General features: G+C 68.5%; 15 protein-coding genes and 1 tRNA gene. 7 read left to right on the forward strand and 9 right to left on the reverse strand.

The window, feature by feature from the left end:
* Positions 1–45: 45 nt before the first annotated feature.
* From tmk to P0Y60_14920, 7 genes are all read right to left on the reverse strand, one after another.
* On the reverse strand, positions 46–681 hold the full coding sequence (gene tmk, locus P0Y60_14890; GenBank protein ID WEK60576.1) for a dTMP kinase: 636 nt from the start codon (positions 679–681) through the stop codon (positions 46–48).
* Positions 678–3,551, reverse strand: coding sequence for a type I DNA topoisomerase (gene topA, locus P0Y60_14895; GenBank protein WEK60577.1), 2,874 nt, complete (start codon positions 3,549–3,551; stop codon positions 678–680). Before topA ends, tmk begins: the two co-directional genes overlap by 4 nt.
* 102 nt (positions 3,552–3,653) lie before the next feature.
* Positions 3,654–3,980: a helicase gene (locus tag P0Y60_14900; GenBank protein ID WEK60578.1), complete on the reverse strand. Its 327-nt coding sequence runs from the start codon at positions 3,978–3,980 to the stop codon at positions 3,654–3,656.
* Positions 3,980–4,342: a TadE family type IV pilus minor pilin gene (locus P0Y60_14905; protein WEK60579.1), complete on the reverse strand. Its 363-nt coding sequence runs from the start codon at positions 4,340–4,342 to the stop codon at positions 3,980–3,982. The genes P0Y60_14900 and P0Y60_14905 overlap by 1 nt, the downstream gene beginning before the upstream one ends.
* Positions 4,339–4,536, reverse strand: a complete 198-nt coding sequence (locus tag P0Y60_14910; protein WEK60580.1) for a DUF4244 domain-containing protein — start codon at positions 4,534–4,536, stop codon at positions 4,339–4,341. Before P0Y60_14910 ends, P0Y60_14905 begins: the two co-directional genes overlap by 4 nt.
* Before the next feature lie 45 nt (positions 4,537–4,581).
* Positions 4,582–5,487 (reverse strand): type II secretion system F family protein, encoded by a 906-nt coding sequence (locus P0Y60_14915; GenBank protein ID WEK62932.1) that lies wholly within the window; start codon positions 5,485–5,487, stop codon positions 4,582–4,584.
* Entirely contained in the window at positions 5,487–6,497 is a 1,011-nt protein-coding gene (locus P0Y60_14920; protein WEK60581.1) for a TadA family conjugal transfer-associated ATPase, read from the reverse strand. Before P0Y60_14920 ends, P0Y60_14915 begins: the two co-directional genes overlap by 1 nt.
* A 383-nt stretch (positions 6,498–6,880) precedes the next feature.
* On the opposite strand from P0Y60_14920, the gene acs reads away from it, so the two are divergent.
* Positions 6,881–8,848, forward strand: a complete 1,968-nt coding sequence (gene acs / locus P0Y60_14925) for an acetate--CoA ligase (GenBank protein ID WEK60582.1) — start codon at positions 6,881–6,883, stop codon at positions 8,846–8,848.
* Positions 8,849–8,938: 90 nt separating this feature from the next.
* Here acs and P0Y60_14930 read toward each other — a convergent pair whose 3' ends face one another.
* Entirely contained in the window at positions 8,939–9,397 is a 459-nt protein-coding gene (locus P0Y60_14930) for a RidA family protein (GenBank protein WEK60583.1), read from the reverse strand.
* Positions 9,394–9,618, reverse strand: a complete 225-nt coding sequence (locus tag P0Y60_14935; GenBank protein ID WEK60584.1) for a hypothetical protein — start codon at positions 9,616–9,618, stop codon at positions 9,394–9,396. Before P0Y60_14935 ends, P0Y60_14930 begins: the two co-directional genes overlap by 4 nt.
* A gap of 88 nt (positions 9,619–9,706) precedes the next feature.
* Between P0Y60_14935 and P0Y60_14940 the strand changes: the two genes are divergently transcribed.
* The 6 genes from P0Y60_14940 to P0Y60_14965 all read left to right on the forward strand — a co-directional run bounded on the left by P0Y60_14940 (position 9,707) and on the right by P0Y60_14965 (position 15,509).
* Positions 9,707–12,265: a transglycosylase domain-containing protein gene (locus P0Y60_14940; protein WEK60585.1), complete on the forward strand. Its 2,559-nt coding sequence runs from the start codon at positions 9,707–9,709 to the stop codon at positions 12,263–12,265.
* Entirely contained in the window at positions 12,262–13,200 is a 939-nt protein-coding gene (locus P0Y60_14945) for a metallophosphoesterase (protein WEK60586.1), read from the forward strand. Before P0Y60_14940 ends, P0Y60_14945 begins: the two co-directional genes overlap by 4 nt.
* A gap of 57 nt (positions 13,201–13,257) precedes the next feature.
* Positions 13,258–13,334 (forward strand) — tRNA-Pro (locus P0Y60_14950).
* 65 nt (positions 13,335–13,399) lie between these two features.
* The gene (locus P0Y60_14955; GenBank protein WEK60587.1) at positions 13,400–13,876 is read left to right on the forward strand and encodes a VanZ family protein; all 477 of its coding nucleotides are present in this window, start codon (positions 13,400–13,402) and stop codon (positions 13,874–13,876) included.
* Positions 13,873–14,628: an HAD-IIB family hydrolase gene (locus P0Y60_14960; protein WEK60588.1), complete on the forward strand. Its 756-nt coding sequence runs from the start codon at positions 13,873–13,875 to the stop codon at positions 14,626–14,628. Before P0Y60_14955 ends, P0Y60_14960 begins: the two co-directional genes overlap by 4 nt.
* A gap of 38 nt (positions 14,629–14,666) precedes the next feature.
* Positions 14,667–15,509 carry a DUF1295 domain-containing protein gene (locus P0Y60_14965; GenBank protein ID WEK60589.1) on the forward strand — a complete coding sequence of 281 codons (843 nt, stop codon included), beginning with the start codon at positions 14,667–14,669 and terminating at the stop codon, positions 15,507–15,509.
* The last annotated feature ends 14 nt before the right edge of the window (positions 15,510–15,523 follow it).

A 15,523-nucleotide genomic window follows, 5' to 3' on the forward strand; every position in this document is an offset into this window, starting at 1 on the left:
CTCAGCCTAGACGGGGGCACCGACGCGCGTCGCGCGGAGATTGCGTCAGCGCGACGCGAGCAGCGTCTCGACGCGCGATCGGATGCTCGCGGCGATCGATTCCGCGGATGCCGTCGCATCGAGCACGAGGAACCGGTCGGGCTCATCGCGCGCCAGCCCGAGGTAGGCGTCGCGGACGCGCCCGTGGAACTCGGCCTTCTCGGCCTCGAGCCGGTCGAACGGCTTGTCATCGGAGTCGAGTCGGTGACGCGCGATCTGCGGGTCGAGGTCGAGCAGCACGGTGAGGTCGGGCAGCGCCCCCTCGGCGGCCCAGAGCGACAGGTCGCGGATCTGCGTGCCGTCCAACACGCGCCCCGCTCCCTGGTACGCGACCGATGAGTCGAGGTAGCGGTCCTGCAGGACGACGTCGCCACGCTCCAGCGCCGGCCGGACGACGGTCGCGACGTGATGCGCGCGATCGGCGGCGTAGAGCAGAGCCTCCGCCCGCGGAGCGATGTCGCCCCGGTGATGGAGCACGATGTCGCGGATCAGCTGGCCGACCTCGGACCCGCCGGGTTCGCGGGTCCGAACGACCGCGTTCCCGGCATCCGACAACCAGTCGGCGAGCAGGTTCGACTGCGTGGTCTTGCCCGAGCCGTCGCCGCCTTCGAGCGTGATCCACACACCGCGACCTGAGGTCACGCTTGCGCCTTCTTCGCGGCGTTGGCCGCGCGGGTCGCCGCCGCCTTCTTCGCCGCCGCCGAGCGCGCCGCTGCCTTCTCGGCATCCGTCGACGTGGCCTTCGCCGCCGTCTTCGCGGGAGCCTTCTTCGCAGGAGCCTTCTTGGCGGGAGCCTTCTTGGCGGGAGCCTTCTTGGCGGGAGCCTTCTTGGCGGGAGCCTTCTTCGCCGCCGTGCGTCCGCCCCTCTTGGGAGCGGGGCCCTTGGCGCGCTTGTCGGCGAGCATCTGCACGGCGATCTCGAACGTGATGTCCTCGACCTTCTGTCCGCGCGGGATCGTCACGTTGGTCTCGCCGTCTGTCACGTACGCGCCGAAGCGTCCGTCGCGGATGCGGATCGGCTTGCCGCTCACGGGGTCGGCATCGAACTCCGCGAGCGCGCTCGACGCGCGGCGTGCGCCGTACTTCGGCTGGGCGTAGATCTCGAGCGCCTGTTCGAGGGTCACGTCGAAGATCTGTGACTCGCTGTCGAGCGATCGAGAGTCGGTGCCCTTCTTCAGGTACGGACCGAAGCGGCCGTTCTGCGCTGTGATCTCCTCGCCGGACTCGGGGTCGGCGCCGACGACGCGGGGCAGGTTGAGCAGCTGCAGCGCCGTGTCGAGCTCGATCGTGTCGACCGACATCGAACGGAACAGCGATCCGGTGCGAGCCTTGGGCGCCACGACCTTCTTCGCTCCGCGCTTGGGCTTGGGCGCCTCGACGACCTCACCGGTGCTGGTGTCGACGTCGGCATCCTCGGATACGGGGTCGTTCTCCTGCACGTAGGGCCCGAAGCGACCGTCCTTGACGACGATGATCTTGCCGTTCTCGGGGTTCTCGCCGAGCACACGATCGCCGGCGACGGGCGCATCGATGAGCTCCTGCGCCTTGGCGGAGGTCAGCTCGTCGGGCGCGAGGTCTTCCGGCACGTTGACGATGCGCGGCTTGGCCTCGGGGTTCTCGGGGTCTGCGACCTCGAGGTAGGGGCCGTACTTGCCGAACCGCAGGGTGGCGGTGTCGGTGATCGGCGTCGAGTTGAGGGCGCGCGCGTCGATCTCGCCCAGGTTGTCGACGACCTGGCGCAGACCCACGTGGTCGTCGGAGCCGAAGTAGAAGGACTTGAGCCACTCCACACGGTTCTGCTCTCCGCGGGCGATCGTGTCGAGGTCGTCTTCGAGCGCTGCGGTGAAGTCGTAGTCGACGAGGTCGGCGAAGTGCTCCTCGAGCAGGCGGACCACGCTGAATGCGAGCCACGTCGGCACGAGGGCCTGGCCACGCTTGACGGCGTATCCGCGGTCGAGGATCGTCTCAGGGATCGACGCGAAGGTCGACGGACGGCCGATGCCCTTCTCCTCGAGCACCTTGACCAGTGACGCCTCGGTGTATCGCGGCTTGGGCGTCGTGCGGTGCCCCTTGGCCTCGGCATCCGACACCGCGAGCTCGTCGCCCACGGCGACGGCGGGGAGGGACTGGTTCTCGGCGGCGTCGGCGTCGCCGCGCTTCTCGTCGCGTCCCTCTTCATAGGCCTCGAGGAAGCCCTTGAAGGTGTACACCGTTCCGGATGCCGTGAACTCGGCCTTCTGGCCCGCCGCGTCGACGGCGATGGTGACCGTGGTGGTCTCGTACTTGGCGTCGGACATCTGGCTGGCGACCGTGCGCTTCCAGATGAGGTCGTAGAGACGCTGCTCGTCGCGATCGAGTTCCGACGACAGCGACGCGGGCGTGCGGAAGTTGTCTCCCGAGGGGCGGATCGCCTCGTGCGCCTCCTGCGCGTTCTTGCTCTTCGACTTGTACACGCGCGGCTTCAGCGGCACGGCGGCATCGCCGTAGAGCGCGACAGCCTGGCTCCTCGCCGCCTGCACCGCCTGGGTGCTCAGCGACGTGGAGTCCGTACGCATATAGGTGATGTACCCCTTCTCGTACAGACGCTGCGCGACGCCCATGGCCTGCTTCGCGCCCATCGAGAGCTTGCGACCGGCCTCCTGCTGCATCGTCGAGGTCGTGAACGGCGCGTAGGGGCTGCGCGTGCCGGGCTTCGCCTCGACCTTGGTGACCGTGCCGAGTCCCGCGGCCTCGATCGCCTGGGCGAGTGCGGCGGCGGCGGCCTCGTCGAGGATGACCACGGCCTTCTTGAGCTTGCCGTCCTCGCCGAAGTCGGTGCCACGGGCGAGCTGCCCGCCGTCGACGCGCACGAGGCGGATCTTGAAGGTGGTCCCCGTCGCCGCAGCTGCGGCATCGACGTCCCAGTACTCGGCCGACGTGAACGCCATGCGCTCGCGCTCGCGGTCGACGATGAGCCGCGTCGCCGCGGACTGCACGCGGCCCGCCGAGATACCGGTCTTGACCTTGTACCACAGCACGGGAGACACGTCCCAGCCGTACAGGCGGTCGAGGATGCGGCGGGTCTCCTGCGCGTCGACCAGGTCGTGGTCGAGCTCGCGGGTGTTGCCCACGGCAGCCTGGATCGCGTCCTTCGTGATCTCGTGGAAGACCATGCGCTTGACCGGGACCTTCGGCTTCAGCGTCTCGAGCAGGTGCCAGGCGATCGCCTCGCCCTCGCGGTCCTCATCAGTGGCGAGCAGGAGTTCGTCTGCGGTCTTGAGCGCACGCTTGAGCTCGGCGACCGTCTTCGTCTTGCGATCGGACACGACGTAATACGGGTCGAACCCGTTGTCGATGTCGATCGAGTACTTCCCGTAGGCCTGCTTGTCAGCAGCCGGGATGTCCTTCTTGTCAGCGAGGTCGCGGATGTGGCCGACGGAGCTGAGCACCTCGTAGCCGTCGCCGAGGTATCCCTGAATAGACCGCATCTTCGTCGGGGACTCGACGATGACGAGCTTCTTGCCTTCAGCCAAGGGTGCGTCCTTTCTTCGAAGCACACCATACACACCACTGTGTGGGGTTGTTCACAGTGAGCACCTGCGTGATCGCGGGATTGGTGACTCTCGCCGCCGTCATCACCCCTCGGGTGGCCCGGCTCGGGCTCGGGAGACGGCAGCGAGTCCAGCGTACGCCGCCTGCACCTGCACGGTCGCCACGGAGCCCTCGACGGTGCACCCGATGAGTGTCGCCCCGGCCGCCGCGGCGACCCGTTCCGCGAGCGCGCAGGGGCCGTCGGCGGCGACGACGGCCCCACTGGTTCCGTCGGCTGCGGCGAGCGCCGCGGCATCGGCGGCTCCGGCCACGCGCTGCGCGGTGACGGCGGCGCCTCCCAACGCGGCGAGACCCAGCGCCACCGTCGCGACGACGCTCAGCGCCCCGGCGGCGATCGCCGAGCCGGCCATCAGCGCCCACCGTCCAGTGCGCAGCTCGAGGCGCGCAGCGGCATCCGGATCATGGCGCCGAGGGCCAGATCGGCCCGTGCCACCACGCAGACGAGGTCGTCATGGGCAGCGGAGGAGAGCGAAGCACCCGGTACCGCACGACTCACGAGCGCCGCGGCCGTGCCGACCTCCTCGCCGCGACCGAGCACACGCGCGGCGTCGGCCGCGGCGTCCTGCAGGGCGACGTGCCGTGCGGCCCCGCTGAGGGCGCCGACCCCCAGGAGCACGGTGAGCACGACCGCGGGGAGCGCGATGGCGAGTTCCGCGGCGACCGACCCACGCTCCCCTGGGCGCTGCCGTGCGATGCCCGATGCGTCTCTCACGACACCGTCAGTGCCCGGCGTACGAGATCCGTGAGGATCCCGCGCACCTCCTCCGACCGCATGATCGCGACAAGCAGCCCCGCGAAGGCCACCGCGGCCATCGTCGTGATCGCGTACTCCGCGGTGGCCGCACCCGCGTCGTCGCCGAACAGTGCGGTCGCACGGCGGCGATCCAGCGAGGGGAGAGCATTCATGATGTTCCTTCTTTCTCTGGGGATGCACGAGCATCCGATCTCGGTTCACAGCAGAAGCGGTGTGGAGCCCAGCACACTGAGCAGCAGCGGAGCCACGCCGAGCAGCAGAAACGCCGGCAGGGTGCACACGCCCAACGGGATGAGGAGCTGGGTCGACAGCCGAGCAGCGCGCAGCCGCCCCTGGACCCTCGCCGCGTGACGATCCTGCGCCGCGAAGGCCCGCAGCAGCTCGACCGCGGGCACCCCCGCGGCGCGTGACAGGTCGAGCACGGCCTGCACGCGCTGACCGTCGCCGTGCTCCCTCACCGAGCTCTCCTCGACCAGCCGCACGGCACGATCGACCGATGCGCCGCCGGCCAGGGCCACCGCGGTGAGCTCGGCGCGGATACCGGGTGTGCCCGGCTCGGGCTCGGCGCGGCGCAGGAGGCGACGCGTCCACAGACGTGCCGCCCCCATCAGCGCGAGTCCGGCGAACACGCACCCCGCAGCCAGGGGGTTGCGCACCACGATCCCCACGGTGTCGAATCCGAGAGCGAAGCCGAGCAGCAGTCCGGCCACCGGCATCCACAGCAGGATCCGTGCCGTACCGGCGGGTTCGGCGAGGGCGATACGCACGTCGTCGGTCGCGGATGCCGCGTCGCGCAATGCCTCGGCGATCATCCTCAGCACCTCGGCGAGAGGAGCACCGACGATGCCGGCGATCTCCCACGCGGCAGCCACGTCGCTCCATGCGTCCCCTCCCCCCTCGATCGCGGGCAGCAGGGGCATTCCCGCCTCGATGCGTGCGACGACCGCCTGCGCGTGCGCATCGCCCGTCTCGGCGAGATGCCGCCAGGCGGCCGCCGGAGCCGTTCCCGCCTGCAACAGGACCGCCAGGGTCTGCACCGAGGTCGCCGCATCGGCTGCTCCGATCCCACGACCGAGAGAGCGCCTGTCTCCGCGACGCCGCATCACCACGGCCGCACCTCCTCGATACCCAGCTGATCGCCCACCAGCACGAAGGCGCCGGCCTGCGCGATGCGGCGAACACCATCGGGCGCTCGCTCCAGGTGCAGCACGACGCTGAAAGCACTGACAGCCTGGCGAGCGAGCGCCGTCGCATCCATCCCGGCCAGAGCGCCGAGCGCCTCGAGTCGCGCCGGCACATCTCGCAGACCGCTCGCATGCAGCGTGCCCGCTCCCCCGTCATGACCCGTGTTGAGCGCGGTGAGGAGCTCGCGCACCTCTTCACCTCGACACTCCCCCACGACGAGTCGATCGGGGCGCATGCGGAGGGACTCGCGCACGAGGCGGGCGAGGGTGATCCCTCCGGCGCCCTCGAGATTCGCCTGCCGCGCTTCGAGCGCCACGTGATGGGGGTGGCGGGGGCGGAGCTCGGCGACGTCTTCGATCGTGACGATGCGTTCAGCTGTCGACGCCTCGGACAACAGTGCCGAGAGCAGAGTCGTCTTACCGGTGCCGGTTCCGCCGGTGATCAGGATGTTCGCCCGAGCAAGGACCAGCCCCCGCACCCACTCCAGCTGGCCCGGCTCGAAAGCGCCGCGTGCCGCGAGGGCATCGAGATCGGCGGCGCGCACGCGGGGGATGCGGATCGAGAGCGCCGTGCCGGTGCTGGCGACGGGCGCGAGGACCGCATGCACCCGGATTCCGGAGTCGAGTCTCACATCGACGCAGGCGGCCTGGTCGTCGAGATGGCGTCCGCCGAGACCCACCAGGGCGACGGCGAGGTCACGCACCTCGCGCTCCGAGGCGCTCCACCCGTCGATCCGTTCGGCACCCTGTCCGCGATCCACGAAGAGGCCTTGGGCACCGTTGACGAAGATGTCGGTGACGGCATCGTCGGCGCAGTGCTCGGCCAACGGGCCGAACGCGGCGTCGACCTGCAATGGCGCGTTCACCCCTCGGGGATCGTCACCGCGGAGTCGCGGATGACGAGGCTGGATGACGAAGGATTCGACCATTCCTCGACGCTAAGAGCCCCCGCCCATGCCGCCGGACCGAGAAGCCGGGGACTGTGCACAAGTGTGATCGTCGCGCTCCCGTGGAGGGCATCTCGCCGCTTCGAGACCGCCCGGTGACGGGGAGCGCCCGAGACGGAGATGGGCGGCATCTCACGGGGGGAATGAGATGCCGCCCACGGCGGGCGCTCGATCGGGGGAATCGGGCTCGCCAAGGCCGGAATGAGAATTCGGCTGTCGTCGAGTGTACGCAAGGCGACCGTCCTGACAAAACCCGCGGTGTTACCTACTTTCGGCAGTATGCGGTGTCGATGGTCGGGACTAGATTCGCCCTGACCTGATCATGCCCCGCATGACCATGCCCTGCCGCAAAGGAGCGCCTGCTGATGAGCAGCCAGATCGATCACCTTCTCGACGAGAACCGCAGGTTCCCCCCGTCCGAGGAGTTCGCCGCCCAGTCCATATCCTCGCCCGAACTGTACGAGCGAGCGGGCGCCGATCGCGAGACGTTCTGGGCAGAGCAGTCCCGTGAGCTCCTGCACTGGCACACGCCGTTCACGTCGGTGCTCGACTGGTCTGCGCCGCCGTTCGCGAAATGGTTCGACGACGGCGAGCTGAACGTCGCGTACAACTGCCTCGACCGCCACGTCGAGGCAGGCAACGGCGATCGCGTTGCTCTGCACTGGGAGGGGGAGCCGGGAGACTCCCGGAGCATCACCTACGCCGAGCTCACCGACGAGGTCAAGCGCGTCGCGAACGTGCTGACCGATCTCGGCATCGGCCACGGAGACCGTGTCGCCATCTACCTGCCCATGATCCCCGAAGCGATCGCCTCAATGCTCGCCGTCGCGCGGCTCGGTGCGATCCACTCCGTCGTGTTCGGCGGCTTCAGTGCCGACAGTCTGCGTTCGCGCATCGACGACGCCGGCGCGAAGGTCGTCATCACCGCGGACGGCGGCTACCGCAAGGGACGCGTCTCGGCCCTGAAGCCCGCGGTCGATCAGGCGCTCTCCGACCGCGGCGACGGGGAGCAGCAGACGGTCGAGCACGTGCTCGTGGTGCGGCGTGGCGAGAACGACGTCGACTGGGTCGAGGGTCGCGACCTCTGGTGGCACGAGGCCGTGCCTGCGGCATCCGCCGAGCACACCGCACAGCCGTTCCCCTCCGAGAACCCGCTCTTCATCCTCTACACCTCCGGAACGACGGGCAAGCCCAAGGGAATCCTGCACACCTCCGGCGGGTATCTGACCCAGGCGGCGTACTCGCACAAATACGTGTTCGACCTCCAGCCCGAGAACGACGTGTACTGGTGCACCGCCGACATCGGCTGGATCACCGGTCACACGTACGTCACCTTCGGCCCGCTGGCCAACGGGGCGACGCAGGTGCTCTACGAGGGCACTCCGGACGCTCCGCACCCGGGTCGGTGGTGGGAGATCATCGAGAAGTACAAGGTGTCGATCTTCTACACCGCACCGACCGCCATCCGCTCGTTCATGAAGATCGGCCGCAGCGTGCCGAAGAAGTTCGATCTGACCTCGCTGCGCCTGCTCGGATCGGTCGGCGAGCCCATCAACCCCGAGGCATGGATGTGGTACCGCGAGGTCATCGGCGGGAACAAGGCCCCGATCGTGGACACCTGGTGGCAGACCGAGACCGGCGCCATCATGGTCTCGGCGCTGCCCGGCGTCATCGCCACCAAGCCGGGCTCGGCGCAGGTGCCCCTCCCCGGGATCTCGATCGACGTCGTGGACGAGAAGGGCGACGAGGTCGGCAACGGCAACGGCGGACTTCTCGTCGTCACCGAACCCTGGCCGAGCATGCTCCGCGGGATCTGGGGCGACCCGGAACGCTACAAGGAGACGTACTGGGAAAAGTTCGAGGACCAGGGGTACTACTTCGCCGGGGACGGCGCCCGCCTGGACGACGACGGCGACCTCTGGCTGCTGGGACGCGTGGATGACGTGATGAACGTCTCAGGTCACCGCCTCTCGACCGCAGAGATCGAGTCGTCGCTCGTGGCGCATGAGGCCACGGCGGAGGCAGCCGTCGTCGGCGCATCGGACGAGACCACCGGGCAGGCGGTCGTCGCCTTCGTCATCATCAAGGAGAGCTACCTCGCCGGCCACGATCCGGCCGGTCTCGCGCAGCAGCTTCGCCTCTGGGTGGGCGAGCAGATCGGCGCGATCGCGCGTCCCCGCGACGTGTACATCGTCGGCGAGTTGCCCAAAACGCGCTCCGGCAAGATCATGCGACGCCTGCTGCGCGACGTCGCGGAGGGCCGCGAGGTGGGCGACACCACGACGCTCGCCGACACGGCCGTGATGAGCATCATCTCCGCCCAGGTCAAGTAGGCGAGATGCACGACGCCCCCTCCGATACCGGAGGGGGCGTCGTGCATGAGACGAGCGGATGCCGTCAGGCGATGCTCTCAGGCGAGGTCGTCAGACGAGGATGAAGACGACGTCGACCTCGACCGGGCTGTCCAGGGGGAGGACGGCGACGCCGACCGCCGCGCGGGCGTGACGACCGGAATCCCCGAAGATCTCGCCGAGCACCTCGCTGGCGCCGTTGATGACCCCGGGCTGCCCCGAGAACTCGGAGACGGATGCCACGAAGCCGCCCAGCCGCAGTACGCCGGCGATGCGGTCGACGCCACCGGCGATGTCCGCAGCCGCGGCGAGCGCGTTCAGCGCACAGGTGCGGGCGTAGGCCTTCGCGTCATCCGCGGAGACGGCGCCGCCGACCTTGCCCGTCGCCGGAAGCGCACCGTCGGTGAACGGGAGCTGCCCGGAGGTGTAGACCAGACCGCCGTGGCTGACAGCGGGCACGTAGGCCGCCACCGGTGCGGCGACGGCGGGGAGCTGGATGCCGAGCTCGGCGAGACGCGCACTGACGGTCATGCCGCACCACCCTCGAACTGACGGGCAGCCTCCGCGGCGGCCGCAAGACCGGAGGTGTTCGAGCCGTCCTGGGTCACGGGGCGCTTGAAGTAGGCGACGAGCCCACCCTCCGGTCCCTGCACGACCTGGACGAGTTCCCAGCCCTGCTTTCCCCAGTTGTTCAGGATCGCGGCCGTGTTGTGGATCAGCAGCGGCGTGGTGACGTACTCCCACGTGGTCATGGCACTCCTATCGATTCGGGCGCCGCCACGCCGGGTGGGCGAACGCTCGTCAAAGCCGGTATTCAGGGAACTCCCTTACGATCAGCGTATGCCTCAAAAGAATCGCACGGTGAACGGCGTGCTCGGCGGCCTCCTCGGGGTCGTCGGTCTCAGCGCCGTCGCCGGTCTCCTGGTCGCAGCCAGCGTCACGCCCGTCCTCGCGATGACGGGCGTCGCCGGCACCCAGGCACTCACGCTGTTCGACAAGCTCCCGGAGAAGCTCAACCCGGTGACGCCGATGGAGCAGTCGACCATCTACGCGACCTCGCCTGAGGGTAAGGACATCGTTCTCGCCTCGTTCTACGAGCAGAACCGCATCCCGGTGAAGTACGAGCAGATCTCGCAGGTGCTCTACGACGCGATCCTCTCCAGTGAGGACAAGAACTTCTACAGTCACGGCGGGGTCAACCTCGGCGCGACCGTCAGCGCCCTGATCGACAACGTCAAGGGCACCTCCAGCCGAGGCGCCTCCACGATCAGCCAGCAGTTCGTCAAGAACGTGCTGATCCAGGAGTGCGAGCAGAAGGTCGACACGGCCTCCGAGACGTACACCGAGGAGCTGCAGTCCTGTTGGGAGAAGGCGACCCAGGCATCGGGCACGGAGGGCATCGAGCGCAAGCTCCAGGAGATGCGCTACGCGATCCAGATCGAGAAGGACTACTCGAAGAACGACATCCTGCTCGGCTACCTCAACATCGCGAACTTCGGTGGCACCGTCTACGGCATCGAGGCCGCAGCGCGGTATTACTTCTCGACGACCTCGGCCAATCTGACGGTCGCGCAGGCGGCGACGCTGGCCGGCATCGTGCAGAACCCGAACACGTACCGCATCGACAAGCCTGACGGCACGTACAGCGACAAGAACGGCGTCTTCTACAACAGCGCCGCAGACGGCTACAAGGACACGAAGGATCGTCGTCACTACGTTCTCGGGCGCATGCTCGCGAACGGCAAGATCACCCAGGCGCAGTACGACGAGGCGGACGCCTCCGAGATCGTGCCGGCGATCAAGCAGCCGACACAGGGCTGCGCGGCGGCGACCGTCAACGGCTACTTCTGCCAGTACGTGAAGTCGATCATCGAGAACGACGAGGCGTTCGGCGACACGGATCAGGATCGGCGAGACCTGCTGCGTCGCGGCGGTCTGAAGATCTACACCTCGCTGGACTACAACATCCAGAATGCGGCGGTCACCGCGATGAAGGACATCGTGCCCGCCAACTACGACAACGACTACTTCGGCGCTGCCGGCGTCTCGATCGAGGTCGGCACCGGCCGCATCCTCTCGATGACCCAGAACACGAAGTTCAGCGAGACGATCACCAACGATCAGGCCTATTCCTCGCTGGTGTTCGCCGGCGACATGACCCACGGCGACTCGGGCGGATTCCAGGTCGGCTCGACCTACAAGCTCTTCACCCTGATCGACTGGCTCGAGAAGGGGCACTCGGTCAACGAGGTCCTGAACGGGCGCGTGCAGACGAATCTGAAGATCCCCGCAGCCTGTGTGGGCGGCCCCCTGGTCGCGAACACCAAGGAGATCGGCAACTTCGGCGGCGGCGGCGGCTCCACCGACTCCGTCATGAACTTCACGCGGAACTCGCTGAACAGCGGGTACTTCGCGATGGCGTCGAAGCTCGACATCTGCGACATCAACAAGGTCGCCGACCGCATGGGCGTCACCCTGGCCAAGGGTGGCAAGGTCACGGACGACAACTACGCGTACGACGTGCTCGGCCCGAAGAACATCTCGCCGATCGCCATGGCCGGCGCGTACGCGACCGTCGCCAGCGGCGGCACCTACTGCACCCCGCGTGCGATCGACCGCGTCGTCGGCCCCGACGGCGACGAGCGCGAGCTTCCCGCCTCGTCGTGCACCAAGGGCGTCATCTCACCCGAGGTCGCTGCGACCGCCGCGTACGCGCTGAAGGGCGTCATGGACGGCGGAACGGGCCGCGACGCCAACCCGTACGACGGCACCCCGCTGATCGGCAAGACGGGTACGCACGACCGCTGGTCGACGATGATGATCGAGTCCAGCACCGAGGTCACCACGGCGGTGTGGGCCGGGCGCTGGAAGGGCCAGTCCGACATCTACCAGAAGTGGGCCGGCAACTACCAGCTCAACACGATGCGCTACCCGCTCGCGAAGGCGGCACAGGCCGCAGCCAACGCCGCCTACGGTGGAAAAGCCTTCCCGCAGCCGGACTCCAAGCTGACCCGTCGCGTCCTGGCCAACGTGCCGAACGTGGTCGGGATGACGATCGACGAGGCGACAACGGCACTGCAGAATGCCGGCTTCACGGTGTCGGTCGGCGACCCCGTCGACAGCGACAAAGCGGCGAACATCGTCGTGGCGCAGGACCCCTCCGGTCAGACCGCGGGCGGCGGCACCGTCACGATCTCGCCGAGCAACGGGCAAGGCGCGACCGTGCCCGATGTGAAGGGGCAGGACCCGACCGCGGCCGGAGCGGCGCTCGTCGGCGCCGGATTCACCTCGGTCGACTTCGCCGGCGCCTGCAGTGCGCCAGGAGCAACCGTCTCGGCCACGAATCCTCCGGGCGGCACGGCTGCGAACAAATCCACGAAGATCTCGGTGGCCTGTTGATCCGTCCACGGTCGTCGGCACATCCGGCCCTCATCGCGCTCGGCGCGGTGGGGGCCGCTGGCGTCGCCGCCGCCGTCTGGGGAATCGGCATCGAGCGCTATCTGTTCACGGTGCGTGAGGTCTCCGCACAGGCGCTCGCCCCCGGCTCTGCCCCGCTGCGCGTGCTGCACCTGTCCGACGCGCACATGGCGCCGTGGCAGCACCGCAAGCAGGACTGGTTGGCGTCGCTCGCTCAGCTGCAACCCGACCTGATCGTCAACACCGGGGACAACCTCGGGCACCGCGACGGTCTCGACGGCATCCGTCGTGCGTTCGATCCCTTCGCCGGGATCCCGGGGGTCTTCGTCCACGGATCGAACGACATCAACGGTCCGGCGCCTCGCAATCCGCTGCGCTACTTCTCCGGTCCGTCGAAGCGGCACCGTGAACCCACCTTCCTCGACACCGAGGCGATGGATCGCTACTTCACGGATGACCTCGGATGGACGGACCTCAACAACACGGCCGCCCGCCTCACCGTCGCCGGCAACACGATCGACACGTTCGGGGTCAGCGACGCGCACCGCAACTGGGATCGACTCGAAGACCTCCCCGCCGCGATCGGCGCACTCGGAGATCGCGATCCGGCCACGTCCGTGCTCGGCGTCACGCATGCCCCGTACCAGCGCGTGTTGAACAGGTTCACGGATCTGGGCGCGGATGCCGTGTTCGGTGGGCATACGCACGGCGGACAGGTCTGCATCCCCGGGTTCGGTGCGATCGTGGCGAACTGCGACATCCCGCTCAAGCAGGCGAAGGGGCTGAGCACGTGGTCGCATGGCGGACGGCGCGTACCGCTCAACGTCAGCGCCGGTTGCGGGCACTCGATCTACGCGCCCGTCCGCTTCGCATGCCGCCCCGAGGCGACGCTTCTCACACTGACCGCGCGCGACTGATCCGTGCCCCGATTCGGTGCTGCGGGGATTTCACTGTAGACTCGGAGGGTTGCAAAACGGGGTGTGGCGCAGCTTGGTAGCGCGCTTCGTTCGGGACGAAGAGGTCGCAGGTTCAAATCCTGTCACCCCGACCAGTAACACCGGAAGGCCGCCCTCAGGGGCGGCCTTCTCTGTATCAGGATCGCGACGAAGGGACGCCATGAGCCCGCTGCTCCCCACCCCTCGACGCTCGACACGCGTCTGGGCGATCGCCATAGCAATCCCGTTCTTCGGCGCTCTCGCCCTGCTCACGCTCACCCCGGCCCGCGTCGAGCGCTCGATGCCCAACCTGCTCGATCTCGTGCTCGGCGGCGCCCATCGCCTCGGCTGGGAATCGCTCGACTTCACCCGTCTCGAGATCATCGCCAACGTGCTCGTCTTCGTTCCCGTCGGCGTGCTGGCCTTCCTGCTCCTCCCCCGCGTCGCGTGGCCGCTCGCGCTGCTGATCGGACCGGGGATCTCCGGGATCATCGAGGTCGCTCAGCGTGTGGCGCTGCCGCATCGCGCGGCGACCATCAGCGACCTCATCGCGAATTCGGTCGGCGCCACCGCCGGCGTGCTGCTCGCGGTCGTGTGCACGCTGCTGTTCGCCCCACGCGCCGCACAGCATCCATCTCCTACGCTGGAATCATCATGACCACGCCTGCCCTCGTCGCCTTCGACCTCGATGACACCCTCGCCCCCTCCAAAGGCGCGATCGACCCGCGCATCGCCGCCCTGCTGCGGGCGCTGCTGCGCACCGTCGACGTCGCGATCATCTCGGGGGGCAACGAAACGCAGTTCCGCACCCAGGTGATCGCCCACCTCGGCGCGACGGATGCCGCCGACCTCGCCCGCCTGCACCTGCTGCCCACCTGCGGCACGCGCTACCTGCGGCACGACGGCGCGGGCTTCGAGCCCGTGTACGCGCACGATCTCAGCGACGAGCAGAAGACCGCCGCCCTCACCGCCCTGCGCGAAGAGGCAGAGCGACTCGACCTCTGGGAGAGCGAACCCTGGGGCGACATCCTCGAGGATCGCGGCTCGCAGATCACGTTCTCCGCGCTCGGCCAGCGCGCACCGCGGAACGCGAAGCACGACTGGGATCCGAGCGGTGCCAAGCGTGCTGCGCTGCGCGATGCGGTCGCTGCCCGTCTTCCGGGCCTCGAGGTGCGATCGGGCGGCTCGACGTCGATCGACATCACCCAGGCCGGCATCGACAAGGCCTTCGGCATGCGGGAGCTCGCCGAACGTACCGGCATCCCGCTCACCTCGATGCTGTTCTACGGTGACCGTCTCGATGAGGGCGGCAACGACTATCCGGTGCTCGCGATCGGCGTGCCCTCCGTCGCGGTCGACGGGTGGGAAGACACCGCCGACAAGCTTGACGCCCTGCTGCTGACGCTCTGATCCACCGCCGCGTCCGACCCTGCCCCTAGCATGGCGTCATGGATGCCCTGCTGATCGTCATCGTCGTCGCAGCCATCGTCAGTGCCGCCTGCTGGCTGCTGTCGTTGATCACGCGTGACACCTCCTGGGTCGATCGCGCCTGGTCGATCGTTCCGGTGGTCTACGTGTGGATCTTCGCCGGCGGAGCCTTCGCCCACGGTGACGGCTCCGCGCGGGTGGTGCTGATGGGCGTGCTCGCGACCGCGTGGGGTGCACGCCTCACGTTCAACTTCGCGCGCAAGGGCGGCTACACCGGCATGGAGGACTACCGGTGGGCGATCCTGCGTCAGCGGATGAAGCCGTGGCAGTTCCAGGTCTTCAACGTGCTGTTCATCATCGGCTACCAGATGACCCTGCTCGTGCTCATCACCCTCCCGGCTCTGGTGGCCGCGCAGCATCCTTCGGCGCTGACGATCTGGGACGTGATCTTCGCCCTCGTCTTCCTCGGCTTCCTGGTCGGCGAGACGGTCGCCGACCAGCAGCAGTGGGCGTTCCATCAGCGCAAGAAGCACGCCGGGGGCACGCTCGCACCGGGCTTCGCGACGGAGGGGCTGTTCCGGTACAGCCGGCACCCGAACTTCTTCTTCGAACAGGCGCAGTGGTGGGCGTTCTACGCGCTGGGTGCGACCGCGGCCGTCGCTTCCGGCGCAGGGGTGATCGGAGGCGTTGTCAATCCGAGCATCATCGGCGCCGCGCTGCTGACGGTGCTGTTCGTCGGATCGACGATCTTCACCGAGTCGATCACCGCAGCGAAGTACCCCGCATACGCCGAGTACCGCCGCACCACGTCGATGCTGCTCCCGCTCCCGCCCCGCGCCTCCTCCGTCGCGTCGCAGGCCTGACGTCGGGGCGCGCG

The sequence above is a fragment of the Candidatus Microbacterium colombiense genome, from assembly GCA_029203165.1.
GTDB lineage: Bacteria > Actinomycetota > Actinomycetes > Actinomycetales > Microbacteriaceae > Microbacterium > Microbacterium colombiense.